This window comes from Dolichospermum compactum NIES-806, from assembly GCF_002368115.1.
Classification (GTDB): domain Bacteria; phylum Cyanobacteriota; class Cyanobacteriia; order Cyanobacteriales; family Nostocaceae; genus Dolichospermum; species Dolichospermum compactum.
On sequence record NZ_AP018316.1, the window covers coordinates 1864186 to 1884068 of the forward strand.

The 19883-nt window shown below is 39.4% G+C and carries 13 protein-coding genes and 1 tRNA gene; 7 read left to right on the forward strand and 7 right to left on the reverse strand.

The genetic code is table 11. The features are described from left to right. Positions 1–163 precede the first annotated feature (163 nt). The gene (locus CA730_RS09000; protein ID WP_096666491.1) at positions 164–673 is read right to left on the reverse strand and encodes a MogA/MoaB family molybdenum cofactor biosynthesis protein; all 510 of its coding nucleotides are present in this window, start codon (positions 671–673) and stop codon (positions 164–166) included. Between the two features lie 99 nt (positions 674–772). Further along, positions 773–1108: a photosystem II reaction center protein Psb28 gene (gene psb28, locus CA730_RS09005; protein ID WP_096666494.1), complete on the reverse strand. Its 336-nt coding sequence runs from the start codon at positions 1106–1108 to the stop codon at positions 773–775. A gap of 79 nt (positions 1109–1187) precedes the next feature. Between psb28 and CA730_RS09010 the strand changes: the two genes are divergently transcribed. Beyond that, a complete protein-coding gene (locus CA730_RS09010; RefSeq protein ID WP_096666498.1) occupies positions 1188–2951 on the forward strand; it encodes an alkaline phosphatase in 1764 nt (587 codons plus the stop codon). Positions 2952–3403: 452 nt separating this feature from the next. Here the strand turns inward: CA730_RS09010 and CA730_RS09020 are convergent, their stop codons facing one another. Continuing rightward, positions 3404–5377, reverse strand: coding sequence for a DUF4209 domain-containing protein (locus CA730_RS09020; protein WP_096666501.1), 1974 nt, complete (start codon positions 5375–5377; stop codon positions 3404–3406). Positions 5378–5740: 363 nt separating this feature from the next. On the opposite strand from CA730_RS09020, the gene CA730_RS09025 reads away from it, so the two are divergent. Next, the gene (locus CA730_RS09025) at positions 5741–6535 is read left to right on the forward strand and encodes an LmeA family phospholipid-binding protein (protein ID WP_096666504.1); all 795 of its coding nucleotides are present in this window, start codon (positions 5741–5743) and stop codon (positions 6533–6535) included. A 108-nt stretch (positions 6536–6643) separates the two neighbouring features. Here the strand turns inward: CA730_RS09025 and CA730_RS09030 are convergent, their stop codons facing one another. Continuing rightward, positions 6644–8035 carry a UDP-glucose dehydrogenase family protein gene (locus tag CA730_RS09030; RefSeq protein ID WP_096666507.1) on the reverse strand — a complete coding sequence of 464 codons (1392 nt, stop codon included), beginning with the start codon at positions 8033–8035 and terminating at the stop codon, positions 6644–6646. 80 nt (positions 8036–8115) lie between these two features. Further along, positions 8116–9048, reverse strand: a complete 933-nt coding sequence (locus tag CA730_RS09035; RefSeq protein WP_096666510.1) for a UDP-glucuronic acid decarboxylase family protein — start codon at positions 9046–9048, stop codon at positions 8116–8118. 618 nt (positions 9049–9666) lie between these two features. Between CA730_RS09035 and CA730_RS09040 the strand changes: the two genes are divergently transcribed. Further along, a complete protein-coding gene (locus CA730_RS09040; protein WP_096666513.1) occupies positions 9667–12693 on the forward strand; it encodes a valine--tRNA ligase in 3027 nt (1008 codons plus the stop codon). 173 nt (positions 12694–12866) lie between these two features. After that, positions 12867–13286, forward strand: coding sequence for a hypothetical protein (locus CA730_RS09045; protein WP_096671396.1), 420 nt, complete (start codon positions 12867–12869; stop codon positions 13284–13286). Between the two features lie 280 nt (positions 13287–13566). Here CA730_RS09045 and CA730_RS09050 read toward each other — a convergent pair whose 3' ends face one another. Next, entirely contained in the window at positions 13567–14976 is a 1410-nt protein-coding gene (locus tag CA730_RS09050) for a lysophospholipid acyltransferase family protein (RefSeq protein WP_096666516.1), read from the reverse strand. A gap of 82 nt (positions 14977–15058) precedes the next feature. On the opposite strand from CA730_RS09050, the gene CA730_RS09055 reads away from it, so the two are divergent. Further along, positions 15059–15691, forward strand: a complete 633-nt coding sequence (locus tag CA730_RS09055; RefSeq protein ID WP_096666519.1) for a DUF938 domain-containing protein — start codon at positions 15059–15061, stop codon at positions 15689–15691. 68 nt (positions 15692–15759) lie between these two features. Here CA730_RS09055 and CA730_RS09060 read toward each other — a convergent pair. Further along, positions 15760–15832: transfer RNA gene (locus CA730_RS09060), tRNA-Ala, on the reverse strand. Between the two features lie 79 nt (positions 15833–15911). Between CA730_RS09060 and trhO the strand changes: the two genes are divergently transcribed. After that, on the forward strand, positions 15912–16814 hold the full coding sequence (gene trhO / locus CA730_RS09065; protein WP_096666522.1) for an oxygen-dependent tRNA uridine(34) hydroxylase TrhO: 903 nt from the start codon (positions 15912–15914) through the stop codon (positions 16812–16814). 124 nt (positions 16815–16938) lie between these two features. Further along, entirely contained in the window at positions 16939–19809 is a 2871-nt protein-coding gene (gene gcvP, locus CA730_RS09070) for an aminomethyl-transferring glycine dehydrogenase (protein WP_096666524.1), read from the forward strand. Positions 19810–19883 lie beyond the last annotated feature (74 nt).

Below are 19883 nucleotides of genomic sequence, written 5' to 3' on the forward strand. Positions count from 1 at the left end.
TTGCCCCTACGGAATTTTGTCTGAATCAGGATGTCCAGGATTTAAGGATTAACAGGATGTGATTTTTCCCTCGTTCCCTGGCTCTGCCTCCACTATATTCACTGTATTTAAGGCAGAGCCTCAAACTCCCATTCCCAGCCGGAGTCTGGAAGTTCGATTATGTTTAATTCTGCAAATTTACCTGTTTTACCAAATGTACCAATTCTGGTAAAATCAGCTTTTCCATCCCCAGTCGCACAGCATTACTAGAACCAGGAAGAGAAAAAATGATTTTGCTTTGATAAACGCCGGCGACAGCACGAGAAGCCATAGCGCGAGAACCAATTTCTTGATAACTTAAAAACCGAAATAATTCCCCAAATCCGGGTAAAGTCTTTTCTAATAGCTTTTCTAAAGCATCATAAGTAGTATCCCTGGGAGCAATTCCCGTTCCTCCATTAAAAATCACAGCATTGATACGAGTATCTTCGCCCAAGGTTGTCATTTGGGATTGAATTTCTTTAGGCTCATCTTTGATAATCTGATACAATGACACAGTGTGATCATCAGCTAAAAGTAGTTCTTTAATTAATTGACCACTTTTATCTGTATCTGGGGAACGGGTATCACTGACGGTAATCACCGCACAAGTTACAGAAACTTGCTGTGTATTGGGGTGTGGTTGAAATTCCATTATAGATGTTATATATTTTTTCCAGTCAATGACAATTGGCAAATGGCAAATGACAAATGACAAATGACAACTGACAACTGACCACTGACTACTGACTAATTAAGACTTGCTTAATCCTAGTCCATTTTCTTCGGCGTAGCGATTCATGAACCGCATAAAACGATCCCATTCTTCATTAGACTTCATCACATAAATCGCTTCTAAGGATTCCGGTTTACCGTTGACAAATTTACCCTGAACCCCAGGAATCACGATTTCCCCTTCTTCGTCAATCAAATACAACCCGGTAACTTCATCTGTACCATCTTGTGCCAAGATGTCAGGATTGTTGAAGACAAACGTGGCTGTACCACTTTCCCCTTGTTTTGCTCTTGTCAACCGGACATCTGGAACTACTGTTTCTTCAATACCTCTAGCAAACTGAATTTTCGCCATGATGAGTCAATTTAAAGTTTTGTGATCATTTTGTAATATTCTCTCATCATAAAGCAATTTCCTGACAGGCATTTCACGAATGGTAATTAAATCTAGTTCCCAATCCCGATTCAACCGCCGGTTACTGGCTACAGCGTTGATCATTGTAGTTGGTATATTCATCACTCTGACTAACCATTCTAGTGCCGCTACACCTGTCACCAAGACCAAAAACGTGATTCTGATGATTGGGGACGGTATGGGTTGGGAAATGGCTCGCGCTGGGGCTATGGCTAAAGGATATAATTACACTTCTGGTAAGGGGGAAGGACTGAGTTTTCAAACCCTAGATAATTATGCCCTGGCTACCACCTATGGTACTACAATTGCTCCTGGTAATGGAATTTTCAGCACGGGTAACTCTGCGTTGTCTAACTCTAATCCGATTACAGGTGCTAGTCCGATGTTACCAGGGTTTAAATTCCAACCCCAATTTAATCCCGGAAATACACCGTCTGGAGGAGGTAAAAATCTTAATCCTAATGCGGTAGGTAATTTAGTGGGTTATGATCCTCAGCGCGGGGGAATAAATCCTTGGACACCGGGTAATGATCCTGAGTATATTAAGTATAGTTATCCTGATTCTGCCAATACAGCAACTACTTTGTACACAGGAGTCAAAAGCTATAACAATGCTATTTCTGTGGATATATTTGAAAAACCTTTAGAAACTATCCTCAAAACTGCGGCTGATCGTGGTAAATCTACTGGGATTGTCACTTCTGTTCCTGTAGATCATGCTACACCGGGTGCAGCAGCAGCAAACGTTAATCGTCGCAATAAATATGATGGTGATTATCCAACTTTAGATAATATTCTCCAGCAGGAACTTCGCATATATCAACCAACTGTAATTTTAGGTGGTGGTCATCCGCTTACGGGTGCTAGTAGTCAACCTCTACCTACGGGTGTAGAACCGCCAACTAAGTTTGAATATATCAGGAAAACGACATATAAAGAGTTAAGCAAAAACCCTGATCAAAACCGTTATCAATATACATTTTTAGAACGAGGGAAAAATGCGGCTGATAAGTTAGCAACTACTGCGGCGAGATTAGATCCAAATCAGGGCGATCGCTTGTTAGGATTATATGGAGCTAGGGGACAAGAGGGAAATCTCCCTGTAAGTACCGCTGACGGTGATTACAGTAATACAGGCTTGAGTATTTTTTCCCTGTTTGGTTCTCAAGGAAAAAACCCCGATACAGTTCGGCCTCTACTTGCGGGAGAAACCGATAAATCTTTTATTGCAAAAGAAATTAATGAAAATCCCACACTTGATGATTTAACCAAAGCAGCTTTAGCAGTTTTATCTAAGGACAAAGATGGATTTTGGTTAATGGTAGAAGGTGGTGATATTGATTGGGCTGCCCATGATGATAATTTAGATAATATGATCGGGACAGTGTTGGATTTTGATAAAGCTGTAAAAACAACAATTGACTGGATTAAAAATAACGGTGGTTGGGAAAATAATCTACTAATTGTCACCGCTGATCATGATCATTATCTCACTTTAAATCCCAATTTTTCTGAACTGCTAAAAGAAAAAGGTGCAGAAGCTTTAACTGCTGAATCTGATTCTATCAAAGCTGGTCATTTTTGGGGTTCTAATCCTAACATCAAATATGGTTGGGGAAATCATGCTAACCGTCCAGTTCCTGTTTATTATCAAGGTAAGGGTTCAGCAGTTTTAACTAATTCTGTCGGTAAGGGGTTTCAACTTTATGGTTATGATATTCCTGGTATTGGGGGTTTAGTAGACCAAATTCACATTTATCAGACTCAACGAAAAGCATTATAATTTAATTGAGGATTTAATTTAGGAATTTAGATCCCCGACTTCTTGGAGAAGTCGGGAATCTGTGCGTCTTTATTTATAGAAATAAGCTTTATAAGAATTATTCTAGAGTCCAATCTTCAATGCTTAAATTAGGAACTTTGATAAAATCTTCGTAATTTTGAGTCACTACAATTGCTTGATTAACTAAAGCTATTGCAGCTATTCTTAGAGGGTGTTTGAAAAGTTATGGTTGATGTATCAAATATTTTTTACCCCACCCTAACCCTCCCCTTGTAAAGGGGAGGGAACTGGATTTTTATTGTTTCCCCCCTTTACAAGGGGGGACTAAGGGGGGTAGCAATGTGATGAAAATTACGGAATACCACTTTTCAAACATCCTCTAATACGTTGAATAATTTGATTATTTTCATATTGCAAAAGAGTCACGGTATTAGTATCAAGAATATAGATGCTCACGCTGCATGATTCTCCTCTATAGAAGCTTCTTCCGCAACCATTTCTTCATCTAATTTACGCCGATTTATAGTTATTTCTTCGACAAATTCATCAAAAAATGGATCATGTTTGAACATACCAGTAAATTTGACTAAAGGGTTAGATTCTTCCACAATTTCTTGAGGTATTTCTATTCCTAAACCAAAGCATAGTCGCAATGTTACCCACCACAAGTAAGAGAAAATAGGACTAAAGAATTCATTATCATTAATTAAACCATGAGCCATGCGATTTCTTAAATTTGACCCGGATTTCTCTACTAATAAACCCTGAATCTCAAAAAGTGTATCTTCATCAAAAATTGAAGTAATTTGTGGATATTTACTAGGGAAAAGAGTTGTATTTAAATTGTTTTCTTGTTGAATACCATTATTTTTGTTGTCAATTCCAGAAGTTATCGCTCCTCGCTTCGAGAGTAGATAACGAACGGAGTTTTCAATTTGGGGAATTAAGATATGAGTAGAAGTAATAAAATCTCCCATTAATCCAGCATAAAGACCTTTTGCAAATAAATATTCTCTTCCTGATGGTACAAAAAGGTTATTTGAAACTAGTGGAAGTAAGTCGGATTCTTTTATTTTGTGGTCTTCTGATTTTTGTATTATGTGTTCCGAAATAATTTGTTTTCTAGCTGGTTCAATAAAAGCCTGAGCGAAAATCTTTTGATATCCAATAGCCTCTACATACATTTCATACCTAATTACTTTTTCCTCGTCATTAAAGTTCTGACGCGCTACAAATTTACCCATCTCATTCATTTTCACTATTGGGAAGAAACGGGATAATACTACATTTTCTTCTACCATTTTTTGCAGTTCAGAAACTTTAGGTGGAGTCGCTAAAACAGCCAAAGCTAATATTGCTTCTGGAAATTCTTTACCTTTAACCTGTGATCTAGCTAATTCTACTTCTTCACTAATATTAAACTCAGAAGAAATTGTTATTAACTCATTAGATGACTTTTGCTGATACTCAAGAAGACGTTTATGAATTTGCTCTAATTTATTTTTTATTACTGCTTTTTCCTCTTCTGTACCTTGGCTTTGTAACCTTTCAAATGCTTCAAAAGCTTTCTGTAAATCGTGTGATGCTTTGAAGTAAGGGGTTGGATGTTTAGTTAAAGAATCTTCAGATTCCTTGATGTAAGTTTCAGCGGCAGCCATTCTTGCTGTATATGCCTTTTCTACATTTTTTTCAATACGATGCCATTCTGCTTTAATTTTCCAGTAGTTTCGGACTTTATCCCATTCTTTACTGAATTCTTGAAAAATTGCCCCTTTCTTAGCTAAATCAGAATATTTAGAAGTATTTAAAAGTTTGGTTTTCCGCAAAAGGTTTATGTTTTTTTCGTCTTGTAAAAGCTCATGCAGCTTTATTGATAGCCATAATGGATCTTCTCCTTGATAGCGATTTAAAACCTCGTCTATATATTCAATAACAATTTCTGGTTTATAATTAATTTTGCGTGCTAACTTAAGCGATCTTTCTATCCTATCAACACAGTGAGTCCATTTTTGAGGATCTTCTAATTGTTTAGCAGATTCTAAATAAGCCTCAACTGCTAACTGCGCCATTTGGTAGTTACCATTTTTCACCCACAGAATATCAGCTACTCGTGCCTGAAGTTCTGGATCTGATATTTCAAGTGCAATTTCAGTTAAAAAGTTTAAATATTCTTCCGCGAGGTTGCTAAAAACTTCACCAAAAAACTCATCGTTTAATTCTGGATTGATTGCAGCACCGGTTACAAAGGCCAAAATTTCAAAAACAATCTGTTCTCTAATATTGACTACTGCTTCTGCTTGCTTTGCCTTATTCCAGAAAGTCATGTGATAGCTAAGACATTCTTTTCTCTCGCTGCTATTAACCACTTCTTTCCAGCCAGAGTTAATAAAATCTTGTTTAGTGAGAGGGGGGGTTAGAGGTAACATAATTTAAATTTACTTGCTAATAAGTCTATTATGGGAAATATAGGAGAACTTAGGCGGTTTTACTGCTATCCCTATATTAACCCAATCTGGAAAAAATCGCCCTCGCCCCTAATTAACTGTTGGTAATAAATCTTACTTTCATCGCACTTTTTACCCCCAATTTAGCATAACGACGATAATCCAGGACTTAGATTTGAGTAATTTAAATTATTTATTACAGAAAATAAAGAAAAATTACGGAATCGTCAATCAACCATCAGTTATCCTGTTCTAAGTCATTAGGAGATTAAATCAGGGGATCGCTTGCATAATTGTTCACAATTTGTTACAAAAATATAAAGAACTTCTAGAGACTAAAACCTAATGTTCGGCGGACTTACTGGTTTAACAGATACGAAAAGCACCGATTGGGGAGAGCGAATGCTCAACACAGTCGCCAGTCAAACGATTCGCCACCTGTTTACCCAGAGCGAGTCGGTAGAAGTCTTTGTGCGCTGCTATCCCTCCAGCAAACTGTTGCAAGGCAGCATTGATAGCTTTAAAATGAAGGGCTGCGGCTTAGTAATTCGTAAAGACTTCGCAGTAGAGGAAATGTCTTTTGAAACCGATGCAGTCGCCATTGACTTCGGCTCGGTTTTAAGTGGTAAACTTACCCTCAAACAACCCACCCAGGCTGTAGCTCAGGTGATTCTATCAGAAGAAGGCATTAATCGGGCTTTTGAGTCAGAACTGGTGAAAAAGCGCCTGCTTAACCTTTCTGAACCCACTTTGATTGCCATATCTGGTGGCGAACCAATTTCTTTTACCGAAGTTGAGGTCAAGCTATTACCTGAAAATCGCTTGCATTTAGTAGCTAAAGCCGATTTAAACAACGGCGAACTCATACCACTAGGTATGACCATCGGTATCGGGATTGAAAGAAGAAGGCGGGTTTCTTTCAAAGAACCAAAGATTGAACTTGAGGGAGTTCCAGAAGCACAAAGAGAAATTTCCCAGACTTTAAGTGTGGCATTGGTAGAAATTTTGGATAATATGGTTGATTTAGATCGCTTTGATTTAGATGGGGTAAAAATGCGACTAAATCGTTTAGAAACAGAAGGTCAAAGATTGATTTTTAGTGGTTATGCAGAAATAGAAAGAATTCCTCACAGTTCTTAACAATTCTAAAATTGAAAAAATTAACGCCGCCTAGTTGACTCTGGGCGGCAATTTAATTTTTATGGGGGGAGTCAGGAGAAAAAAGAAGAAAATCCCCCCCAGCCCCTTTTACCTTCCCACTCCTACATACTGAAATCCATGCCTGATCATGGTTTGGGGGTCAAGAAAATTACGACCATCAATCATGACAGCATGGTTCATCAATTTTGCCATTTTCCCATAGTCCAAAGTGCTGAACTGTTGCCATTCGGTGACAAGTACCAAAGCATCACAGCCATCTGCTAGTCTTTCCGCGTCGGTTTCTACTAACACACCGGAAAGACCATGACGCATTCCTGTTTGAGAAATAATGGGGTCGTAAGCCTTGACTTTTGCCCCCAGTCGGTTAAGTTGTTCAATCAACATGAGTGCCGGTGCGTCCCGTAAATCGTCTGTATCTGGTTTGAAGGTTAAACCGAGTAGTCCCACAGTTTTACCTTTGAGGATTTTTAAAGCTTGTTGGAGTTTTTCTAGGGCGATTAGGCGTTGACGTTCGTTAACACTGACAGCAGCTTTCATAAGTTGGGCTTCATAGCCATAATCATCAGCGGTGTGAATGAGGGCGGAAACATCTTTGGGGAAACATGAACCACCCCAACCAATACCAGCTTGTAAGAACTTGCTACCAATGCGGGAATCTAAACCGATGCCTTTTGCTACTTGGGTAACATCCGCACCGACGCGATCGCATATATTAGCAACTTCATTAATAAAACTAATCTTGGTGGCTAAAAAGGCATTGGCCGCATATTTAATCATTTCTGCGGAACTGAGGTCTGTTACTAACACTGGAACGGAAGGTAAAGACTGATTAGCCCCAAATTTGCGTTCTATAATTGGTGCATATAATTCTTTCATCATGCCTGTGGCTTGTTGACTATTACCACCTAAGACAATCCGGTCAGGGTTAAATGTATCATAAACCGCTGAACCTTCCCTCAGAAACTCTGGATTACTGACTACATCAAACTGGTGAGCAATCTCCGATAATTTCTCCTCACTAGTTGTATCACCAGATGCCAATAATGTTTTTTGACGTTCCGCAATTCCATCCACAACAATCATTCTTACCCAGTCGCCAGAACCAATAGGAACAGTAGATTTGTTCACAATGACCTTATAACCACCATTGAGATTTTCACCAATACCACGAGCTACCGCTTCTACGTAGCGAGTATCACTTTCACCATTGGGTAAAGGAGGAGTTCCTACGGCAATAAACAGGATTTGTCCATGATGAACACCAGCAGCGAGATCACTAGAAAATTGAATATTGCCACTATTAATAGCAGATTGCATAATTTCCGAAAGTCCTGGCTCAAAAATCGGTGACTGCCCAGACTTCATTAATTTTACTTTTTCTTCGTTATTATCTATGCAAATTACATCATGGCCAATATGAGCCAAACAAGCACCTGTTACTAAACCAACATAACCAGTACCAATTACGCAAACACGCATTTTTAAAACCCCTGTTTTTTATAGTTGTCAGTTGTCAGTTGTGAATCAATGATTGGTGATAATTCAGGTAAAAAGTAATGCTAAACCTGTTGGAAACGTTGACGAAAATCTTCAATCATCAGTTTTAAACCATCTTGCAGAGGAATAGTGGGTTCCCAATCTAACAAAGTCTGTGCCTTGGTGATATCGGGACGACGACGACGGGGATCATCAGCAGGTAGGGGTTCAAATTTAATTTCTGCATCTGGGTTAATCAGGTTTTGTACAGCCTGAGCTAGTTCTAAAATCGTATATTCATCAGGATTCCCCAGATTTATAGGTCCTGTATGTTCACCATTCATTAATCGCATTAGCCCATTTACTAGGTCAGAAACGTAACAAAAGCTCCGGGTTTGTTGACCTTCACCATAAACAGTTAAAGGCATACCTCGTAATGCTTGCGCCACGAAATTGCTGACTACGCGCCCATCATTTTCCAACATTCTCGGTCCATAAGTGTTGAATATCCTGGCAACGCGAATCTCGACTTTATTCTCTCTGTAGTAGTCAAATGCCAGGGTTTCAGCCATTCTTTTGCCTTCATCATAACATGAGCGAATGCCAATGGGATTGACGCTGCCTCGATAATCTTCAGTCTGAGGATGAATTTCTGGATCTCCGTAAACTTCGCTTGTAGAAGCTAATAAAAATCTGGCTTTAACCCGTTTAGCTAAACCTAACATATTGAGTGTACCAATGACGTTAGTTTTAACAGTTTTAATGGGGTTATACTGGTAATGCACAGGGGACGCTGGACAAGCCAGATGATAAACCTGATCCACTTCTAAGCGAATTGGTTCGGTAATGTCGTGACGAATCACTTCAAAATTAGGATTGTCTAACCAATGGAGGATATTATGTTTCTTTCCTGTGTAGAAATTGTCCAAACAAATGACTTCATGACCATCATTCATTAATCGGTCAATCAGATGAGAGCCAATAAAACCAGCGCCGCCTGTCACTAAAATTCTCATATTTTTCCTTCTACTAACATCTACTTTCAGTATCCATATCATGCTGCTTTATATTACCCATATTGGCAACAAAAAAGCAGAGTTAATATAAATTTTGTGGATGGCTTTTAAGTTTGGTGTTAATTGCCTGCCAGATATTCTCTAATCAATAGGTTTATTTTGCAATACCTTGTCCAAATTGGAAAAGGCTTTGATTTGTATGTTGGCTTGTGGAACATAAACGTTCGCGGAGCAATAGCATGAAACCCAACAAATGCCTTGGGTTGCGCTGTCACTTAACCCAACAAAGCAGAAAATGGACAAGGTATTGTTTTGGGGAAGTTTTATCAAATCTTCAAGAAAAGAATACAATTTTTTAATTGAAATTTCTCAATATTTCAGTGGTTATCTAACCAATGCAAATTGTTATTACTGCAAGATAAGTGACAGGGTAGAGAATTTTAGGTTGGGTAGAACCAAGTCAAGCCCAACGTTTGTGCGCGTCTGTTTAATTTTGTTTCATTGCCTTACCAACTTTTAGGGGCATAATTGTAGTTTATACAAAAAACTAGATAATTTACTGCATTCCAACCCTGTGGCAAAATTTAGTAGAATCCTTACAAACCTAGTATTCCCAGCATGACCGTAACTATTCCTAATCTCCCCAGTCTTTACGAAGCCTTTTCCACAGAAGCCAAATGGCAAAAATTCTGGGAAGACAACCAAGTTTACAAAGCTGACCCCAACCACAAAGGCGAACCCTACTGCATCGTTATCCCTCCACCTAACGTGACTGGCAGTTTACACATGGGTCACGCCTTTGAAGGGGCTATCATTGACACCCTGGTACGTTACCACCGCATGAAGGGACGGAACACCCTATGGCTACCGGGAACTGACCACGCCAGTATTGCTGTACAAACGATTTTAGAAAAACAACTTAAAGCCGAGGGCAAAACTCGCCATGATTTAGGGCGGGAAAAGTTCCTAGAACGGGCTTGGCAATGGAAGGCGGAATCTGGTGGGACAATTATTAATCAGTTAAAACGGTTAGGGGTATCCGTAGACTGGACAAGGGAACGCTTTACTTTAGATGAAGGTTTATCAAAAGCGGTTTTAGAAGCATTTATTCGCCTTCATGAAGAGGGATTAATTCATCGTAGTAACTATTTGGTGAATTGGTGTCCCGCTTCTGGTTCGGCGGTATCTGATTTGGAGGTAGAACCCAAAGAGGTAAATGGGAATCTGTGGTATTTCCGTTATCCTCTCAGCGACGGTTCTGGGTTTCTGGAAGTGGCGACAACTCGCCCTGAAACTATGTTAGGTGATACAGGTGTGGCGGTTAATCCCCATGACGACAGATATAAACACCTGATTGGGAAAACCGTAACTTTACCAATTATGAACCGGGAAATCCCGATTATTGGTGATGAATTGGTGGACGCAACCTTTGGGACAGGTTGCGTGAAGGTGACTCCAGCCCATGACCCCAATGATTTTGAAATGGGTAAACGTCATGATTTGCCGTTCATTAATATTATGAACAAGGACGGCACGCTGAATGAAAATGCCGGTGATTTTCAAGGTCAAGACCGCTTTGTGGCGCGGAAAAATTTATTAGCCCGTTTAGAAGCTGAAGGCGTTTTAGTCAAGGTTGAGGAATATAAACATACAGTACCTTATAGCGATCGCGGAAAAGTCCCCGTTGAACCTCTGCTTTCTACCCAATGGTTTGTGAAAATCCGCCCCCTGGCTGATAAAACCCTAGATTTTTTCGATAATCAAGATTCCCCCAAAATTGTCCCTCAACGTTGGTCTAAGGTTTATCGTGATTGGTTAGTAAATCTGCGTGACTGGTGTATTTCTCGCCAATTGTGGTGGGGTCATCAAATCCCCGCTTGGTATGCTGTCAGCGAAACCGAAGGAGAAATTACCGATTCCACACCCTATTTTGTCGCTCGTAATGAAGAGGAAGCTTTAGAAAAAGCTAAAGTGCAATTTGGGGAAGATGTGAAATTAGTTCAAGACCCTGATGTTTTAGATACTTGGTTTTCCTCTGGACTGTGGCCATTTTCCACGTTAGGTTGGCCTGAAGAAACACCAGATTTAACGGCATATTACCCTACAGCGACCCTAGTGGCTGGATTTGATATTATCTTTTTCTGGGTAGCCAGAATGACGATGATGGGAACACATTTTACCGGAAAAATGCCGTTTAAAACTGTGTACATTCATGGTTTAGTCAGGGATGAAAATAATAAGAAAATGTCCAAATCAGCAAATAATGGGATTGATCCTTTATTGTTGATTGCCAAATATGGGACTGATGCCTTACGCTATACCTTAATTAAGGAAGTTGCTGGGGCTGGTCAAGATATTCGTTTAGAATATGACCGCAAAAAAGATGAATCTATTTCTGTCGAAGCTTCTCGCAATTTTGCCAATAAGTTGTGGAATGCAGCCCGATTTGTAATGATGAATTTGGATGGACAAACCCCATCCCAATTAGGTCAACCAGTTCCCACAGAATTAAGTGATAAGTGGATTCTTTCCCGTTTTAACCAAGTTGTTAAACAAACAAATCATGATATTGACAATTATGGTTTAGGAGAAGCAGCAAAAGGGCTTTATGAATTTATTTGGGGTGATTTCTGTGATTGGTATATTGAATTAGTCAAATCCAGATTACAGAAAGAAGCAGAACCAACATCTCGTAAAGTTGCCCAACAAATCATCGCCTACATTTTAGAAGGGATTTTAAAATTACTTCATCCCTTTATGCCCCACATTACAGAGGAAATTTGGCAAACTCTCACCCAACAACCTGCCGAAAATCCCCAACTTTTACCTTTACAATCCTATCCTGAAGCCGATGAAAATTTCATTGATTCAGTTTTGGAAACACAGTTTGATTTATTAATTGGCACAATTCGGACAATTCGCAATTTACGGGCGGAAGCAGATATTAAACCAAGTGTAAAAATTACCGCAAATTTGCAAACTGAAAGCGAAAGTGAAAAATTTATTCTCACTGCGGGACAGACTTATATTCAAGATTTAGCCAAAGTGGAAACTTTGACAATTTTTGATCCTAATCCTGTTATTGTTCCCCAAGAGATTGCACAAGTTGAAGATAATAAATATTGGGGTGGATTAAAGATAATTGGTTTAACAATTGTCGCCCTTATCGGTTTAAAAGTAGCTGTATTTGTGGGAAATACGGCATTAGATATTCCCTTCTTTGGTACTAGCTTTGAAATAGTTGGTTTAGGTTATGTTGGTTGGTTTGCTTTCCGTTATTTACTCAATGGGGAAGCAAGAGAAGAGTTATTTGCAAAATACTTTCCACCCAGTGAAACACCAACTGAATCAGAATTACCACCAACCCCAACTGAAGAAAAAGAAAATTCCATTTCGGGTGTTGTCGGGACTGTACAGGTAGTTATTCCCTTAAAAGGAGTTGTAGATATTGAAGTTGTCCGTGCAAAACTGGAGAAAAGCTTACAAAAAGCCGAAGCGGAAGCCCAATCTTTAAGTGCCAGATTAAGCAATTCTAAGTTTGTGGATAAAGCACCCGCAGACGTAGTGCAGACTGCAAGAGAGGCTTTAGCAGAAGCACAAAAACAAGCAGAAATTTTACGCATACGTTTGGAGACATTATCGTAGATATTGCTTTAATGGGTGATTGGTAATTGGGAAAATTCGCTATAGCGGTTATCTTTCGGACGCAATACAATTGAGGGCGGGGAAACCCCGCCCCTACAGGTTTTACGATTTGCTGATTGTATCTCACTCAAGTGCATACCGCTATATTACCCATTACCTATTCCTTAAAAATTATGTTATATCTTGCCCAAGTACATAAAAATGATTTTTTAGATCAATATCAATTACGTTTATTAGCACGACAAGAATCAGAAAACTTTTGGTTAACAATTTCAGAAGAAACTTTAATTCTGTTAGGAAAGGGAAATACTACAAGTAATAACTTATTAGTCTTAGTTAAACTATCTTCTACAGGTGAAATTGAAACAATTGAAGATGCTACTGACTGGATAATTAATTTAGTAGAAGTCTATCTTTCTACGGGAATTACTCCTGAATTTCTCAAAGAACAAGCAGTAAAAATGGAGAATTGGCAGCAAAGTTTAACCTTACAAAATCAAGATTTAGCCCGTCGTAGTTTAGAATTAGAAGCCCGTCGTGAACAAATTGAAGCTTTAGAAGAAAAATATCAGAACTATGATTTACATGATTAAGTTTATACATCTGCGCCCAACTAATCCTTAATCAATCCCTCCAGTATCAGCTTACAGTTGAGGGAATGTGCGATGCCTAATGTCAAGTGTAGCGATCGCTCTCAGTCAGTATATCACTATTATGATACTAATTTATTCCTAAGCTATAGAAGTAATATTCATCACTAACTTTTGATTAAGGTCGTGAGCGATTTAACCATTGAAGATGGGACTGTAAAATATTTCTTATAAAACCTCACCCAGAGACACAAATAAACCCTCTTTGCGCCTCTGCGTGAACTTAATCCTTAATCAACCCCTCCAACATCACCTGTAAATCCTGCGTCAAATCACTAACACCCTGACGCAAAGCTTGTTTATTCCCTTGACAATTTTCCCATCTTGTATTCACATTAATCGGTTCACCAACAGAAATCATTGATTGTTTTAAACCTAAACGTGGTCTTCCTGGTAAAGTAGAATTCTGAATGCGAGACAACATATCAAACATTAATAAAAGGGTTTCGGCAAATCTTTCTGGTGTGGGTTTTTCCAGAATATAATCAGCAGTAACCGCCACAAAACTTTCAGCAATTCTCATGTGCTGCATTTTCAAATCTGCTTCTTCTGCCACCCAATCGGCTAGACCACGTTTAAAAGGTGGTAAACTTGGAATATCGGCAATATCATCTCGATAAATATAATTCCAACCAGCATCTTCTAAACGGCGACATCTATCAATAAAATTACCTTGAGACTGCACATTAAAATACTTTTCCGTAATTTTCAAAGCCGTATCCATCAAACGGTGTAATCTAGTAATTAAAACTTCATTTATAGGAACTTCTGAACTGATAATTTCTGGAAATTCCTGATGATAGAAACGCCGATAAAATTCCTCCATTTCCGAAATCAGATATTCAGCTAAACGCAGCACCCGCTGATATAAAATTCCTTCCTGTTCCTTACCATTTGCACTAATTTCCGTCATAGGTAAACCGCTATCAGCCTCTAATTTAGACAACAGCCAATCTATTTTTTGCCAAGGGGGATTAACATAACTATATTTAATGCCAATAGGAATAATAAAAACCTGTTCTTCGCGGTTAGCCTTTTTTAAATCTTCCACACACCAAAAACCCAACTGGGCTACACCCGGTTCTAAAGGACTGACTATACTACTGTGTCCATTTGTACCACCTTCAGGAGCGATCGCTATCGGCATTTCTGCATTAGCAAATAATTCTCTGGCCGTTTGGATAGCATTTCTATCTACGCGTCTTCCCCTACGAATCGGTACACCACCAAGTCGAGAAAATAACCATCCTAACCAATTTCCTGCCCATAAAGTCATTCCTCTTTCATACATAAAATGACTGTGAACAGGGTATTTAAGATTAATACCTTTTTCCCTTGCTAACTGGGGGACAATCCGTGATAGCAGATATAACATAGACAGAGGATCTTCCACCTCTGGGTGACGGAAAGCGATTAAAAATCTGACCTTACCTGCCTGAAATTCGTGGTATAATTTGGCTAATCCTTCCGCATTTTTGGCTTCAATATTGACAATACCCGCAGGTAGCCAAGGTCTAGTTCTCACCCGCAAAATCAAAGGTAAAAACCAAGACACAACTTTAACAACGAAGGGATTATGACGTTGAGGAATAAATTTAAGCGGAGGTTGGGTAGAATGAATAGATTTAGGCAAGTTGTTCTCCTGTAGTGTGGCAAAAAAGCTAAAGTTGAGAAATCGTTGCTAATTTAATTATCATAGTGAATGCTCACCAGATATGAACACACCACCCGACCAGCGAAAATTTGCCCCCGCAACCCAACGCAACCGCGAACCCATTCTAGAATTGCTTTTACAAATATTGCCTCAACATGGGACTATTTTAGAAGTCGCCAGTGGCACAGGTGAACACGCTACATTTTTCTCCTATCACCTCGCACCTCGACAATGGCTGCCTTCCGACCCTAACCCCGAACTGCGTGCTAGTATCGCCGCATGGGCTGAATTTTTCCCCTGTGAAGCCATGCAACCACCCATAGATTTAGATGCTAGTTCACCAATATGGCCTGTAGAAACAGAACCATTTCCAGAGCCACCTATTTCTGCTATTGTCAATATTAACATGATTCATATTTCCCCTTGGTCAACCTGTTTAGGACTAATGGCAGGGGCTGGGCGGATTCTGCCCCCCGATGGTATACTTTACTTATATGGTCCCTACAAACAAAATGGAGAACATACCGCACCCAGTAACGCTGCTTTTGATGAGTCCTTACAAGCACAAAATCCAGATTGGGGAGTGCGTAGCTTAGAAGATGTAGTTAAAGCCGCTGAGGCACAAAATCTAACATTGCACCAAACTCACCCCATGCCAGCAAATAACTTTTCCCTAGTATTTAAACATAATTAAGGCTTGCTGAATTGAAATATGGCTTTTATTCTTTGCGACTTTGAGTGAGATATTTTCATGAAAATTAATGGAGGTTAGCGGACTCGAACCGCTGACATCCTGCTTGCAAAGCAGGCGCTCTACCAACTGAGCTAAACCCCCAAGTCTGTTTTTTATGTAAAAAAGGTCAATTTTACATAACCACATTATCATAAACTATTATTATTAATTTGCCAATACCATGAACCAAGAAAATCTGATAGTTGTTGCTGCACTATATAAATTTGTGAGTTTACCTGATTGTAGCGAACTGCAAGCAGCCTTATTATCCTTTTGTCAATCACAAGGAATTAAAGGAACTATCTTACTAGCACAAGAAGGAATTAACGGTACAATTGCTGGTTCTCGTCAGCAAATTGACACAGTTTTAGCCTTTCTTCGCAATGATTCACGGTTTGCAGATTTAGAACATAAAGAATCCTACACAGAAATTCCCCCATTTGAGCGGTTAAAAATCCGCTTAAAGCCAGAAATTGTCACTTTAGGCTTACCAGAAGTAAACCCGGCGGAAAAAGTAGGAACTTATGTCAAACCCGAAGACTGGAATGATTTAATTTCTAACCCAGAAGTCACAGTCATTGATACCCGCAATGATTATGAAGTCACCATTGGGACTTTCAAAGGAGCAGAAAATCCGCAAACTCAGATATTTCGAGATTTTCCCGAATATGTACAAAAACATCTTGACCCCAAAAAGCATAAAAAAGTAGCAATGTTTTGTACTGGAGGAATTCGTTGCGAAAAAGCCTCATCTTATCTACTTTCTCAAGGTTTTGAAGAAATTTATCACCTCAAAGGAGGGATTCTCAAATATCTAGAAGAAGTTCCCCAAACAGAAAGTTTATGGGAAGGAGAATGTTTTATTTTTGATGAAAGAATCACAGTTAGTCATAACTTAGAAATAGGAAATCAAGAATTATGCTTTGCTTGTGGATATCCCATTTCCGAAAAAGATAAAACCTCCCCAGAATATGAAAAAAGTATTTCCTGTCCCCACTGTTTCCCTACCTTAACACCCGAAAAAAGAAAGCGATTACAGCAAAAATGGAAACATTACCAATCAATAAATTCAACCAATCCTTAATTTCTTCCTTTCCTCTCTGCGCCTCTGCGCCTCTGCGAGAAAAAAATCAAGATATAGAAAAAACCCTAATATCCAAAAGTGATCATTACAATATATTAATACAGAAACCTTTGGAGAACGATTTGTGGTAGCTAATCCCCCGCGCACTCAACCTCACACCAGTCAGAAATTAGGCAACTTTGCACAAAGACACATTGGACCAAACCCCGATGACGTTCAGCAAATGCTTGATATCTTAGGTCTTTCCAGCCTTGGTGACCTCATTGATAAAACAGTACCACAGGCAATTCGTTTTCATCAAACCCTAAATCTACCAGCAGCACAGAGCGAATATGCAGCGCTGGCAAAATTAAAGCAAATAGCGGATAAAAATCAAGTTTATCGCTCATTTATCGGCATGGGATATTATGACTGTATTACCCCTACCGTCATTCAACGCAACATCTTAGAAAATCCCGGTTGGTATACAGCTTACACCCCTTATCAGCCAGAAATTGCCCAAGGACGTTTGGAAGCGTTGTTAAATTTCCAAACCATGATTATTGACTTGACGGGTTTAGAAATTGCTAACGCTTCTTTACTTGATGAAGGAACAGCAGCCGCAGAAGCAATGACTATGAGTTATGGTGTCTGCAAAAATAAATCACATAACTATTTTGTGTCCTATGAATGTCATCCTCAAACCATTGATGTTTTGCAAACACGCGCCAAACCTTTAGGGATAAACATCATTATCGGTGATCATCAAACCTTTGATTTTACCGAAACTATCTTTGGTGCAGTTCTGCAATATCCCGCAACTGACGGGACAATTTACGACTATCGCAATTTTATCACAAAGTCTCATGCTCAGGGTGCATTGGTGACTGTAGCCGCAGATCCTCTGAGCTTATTATTGCTCACACCCCCCGGTGAATTAGGGGCTGATATTGCCGTAGGTAGCACCCAACGCTTTGGTATTCCCTTGGGCTTTGGGGGACCACACGCTGCTTATTTTGCCACGAAGGAAGAGTATAAACGACTTGTTCCAGGGCGAATTGTGGGGGTATCAAAGGATATTCATGGTAAACCTGCGTTACGTTTAGCTTTGCAAACCCGTGAACAGCACATCCGCAGAGATAAAGCCACCAGTAATATTTGCACAGCGCAGGTTTTATTGGCAGTGATGGCGAGTATGTATGCAGTTTATCATGGACCAGATGGATTGAGAGCGATCGCCCAAAACATCCATCAACTAACCGCAACTTTAGCCGCAGGACTGAAAAAGTTAGGTTATAAAATCACTTCTGAAAACTTCTTTGATACCTTGCGGGTAGAATTAGGAAATACCAAATTAGAAGCAATTCTCGACGCTGCACATGAGAGAAATATCAACTTGAGAATTTTTGATAATTCAACTGTGGGTATTTCCTTAGATGAAACTACCACAGAAGTAGATTTAATTGACATTTGGCAAATTTTCGCATTGAAAGATCAATTACCTTTTACAGTTGAAGAATTACCAATTTCTAATTCTCAATTATCCCGTGAAAGTAAATACCTCACCCATCCAGTTTTCAATCGTTATCATTCTGAAACTGAATTATTACGTTATTTACATCAACTAGAAAGCAAGGATTTATCATTAACAACTTCAATGATTCCCTTGGGTTCTTGTACCATGAAGTTAAACGCAACTTCAGAAATGATTCCCGTTACTTGGGCAGAATTTGGGAAAATTCATCCTTTTGCGCCAATTTCGCAAACTAGAGGTTATCAAATCCTGTTCCAACAACTAGAAGCATGGTTAAGAGAAATTACAGGTTTTGCGGGAATTTCCTTACAACCAAATGCAGGTTCTCAAGGTGAATATGCGGGACTTTTGGTAATTCATGAATATCATCAAAGTCGCGGAGAAGGACACAGAAACATTTGTTTAATTCCCCAATCTGCACATGGTACAAATCCCGCAAGTGCGGTAATGTGTGGGATGAAAGTTGTGGGAGTTGCTTGTGATGATCATGGTAATATTGATGTTGAAGATCTAAAAGCCAAAGCTGAAAAACATAGTCATGAATTATCAGCTTTAATGGTGACATATCCATCAACTCATGGGGTATTTGAAGAAGCAATTCAAGAAATTTGTGCAGTAATTCATTCTCACGGTGGACAAGTTTACATGGACGGCGCTAATATGAATGCCCAAGTCGGTATTTGTCGTCCTGGTGATTTTGGTGCAGATGTCTGTCATTTGAACTTACACAAAACCTTCTGCATTCCCCATGGTGGTGGTGGTCCCGGTATGGGTCCCATTGGTGTTGCTTCCCACCTTGTCCCGTTTTTACCAGGACATTCTGTAGTAAGAATGGGTGGTGATTTGGGTGCTGTTTCTGCTGCACCTTGGGGTAGTGCGAGTATCTTAGTGATTTCTTGGATGTATATTATCATGATGGGTGCAGATGGGTTGACGGAAGCCACCAAAATTGCCATTTTGAATGCTAATTACATGGCTAAGAAATTGGAATCATATTATCCGGTTTTGTATCAGGGAAAAAATGGTTTAGTGGCACATGAATGTATTTTAGATTTGCGAAGTTTGAAGAAATCAGCGCAGATTGAAATTGATGATGTTGCGAAGCGGTTAATGGATTATGGTTTTCATGCACCTACTGTTTCTTGGCCTGTAGCTGGGACAATTATGGTAGAACCAACGGAAAGTGAATCTAAACAGGAATTAGATAGATTTTGTGATGCTTTGATTGCGATTCGTGAGGAAGTTGCGGCAATTGAATCTGGTAAAATGGACATTCACGATAATCTTTTGAAAAATGCTCCTCACACTGCGGAAAGTTTGATTATTGGTGAGTGGAATCATCCCTATTCCCGTGAACAAGCTGCTTATCCTGCACTTTGGAATAAGGAATATAAGTTCTGGCCAAGTGTGGGGAGAATTGATGCTGCTTTTGGGGATAGGAATTTTGTTTGTTCTTGTTTACCGATGGAGGCTTATAGTTAGTTAATTGTAGGGTGCGTTACATTTCATTAACGCACCGTTTTCATTGTGGGATAAGGTGCGTTACGCTGGCACTA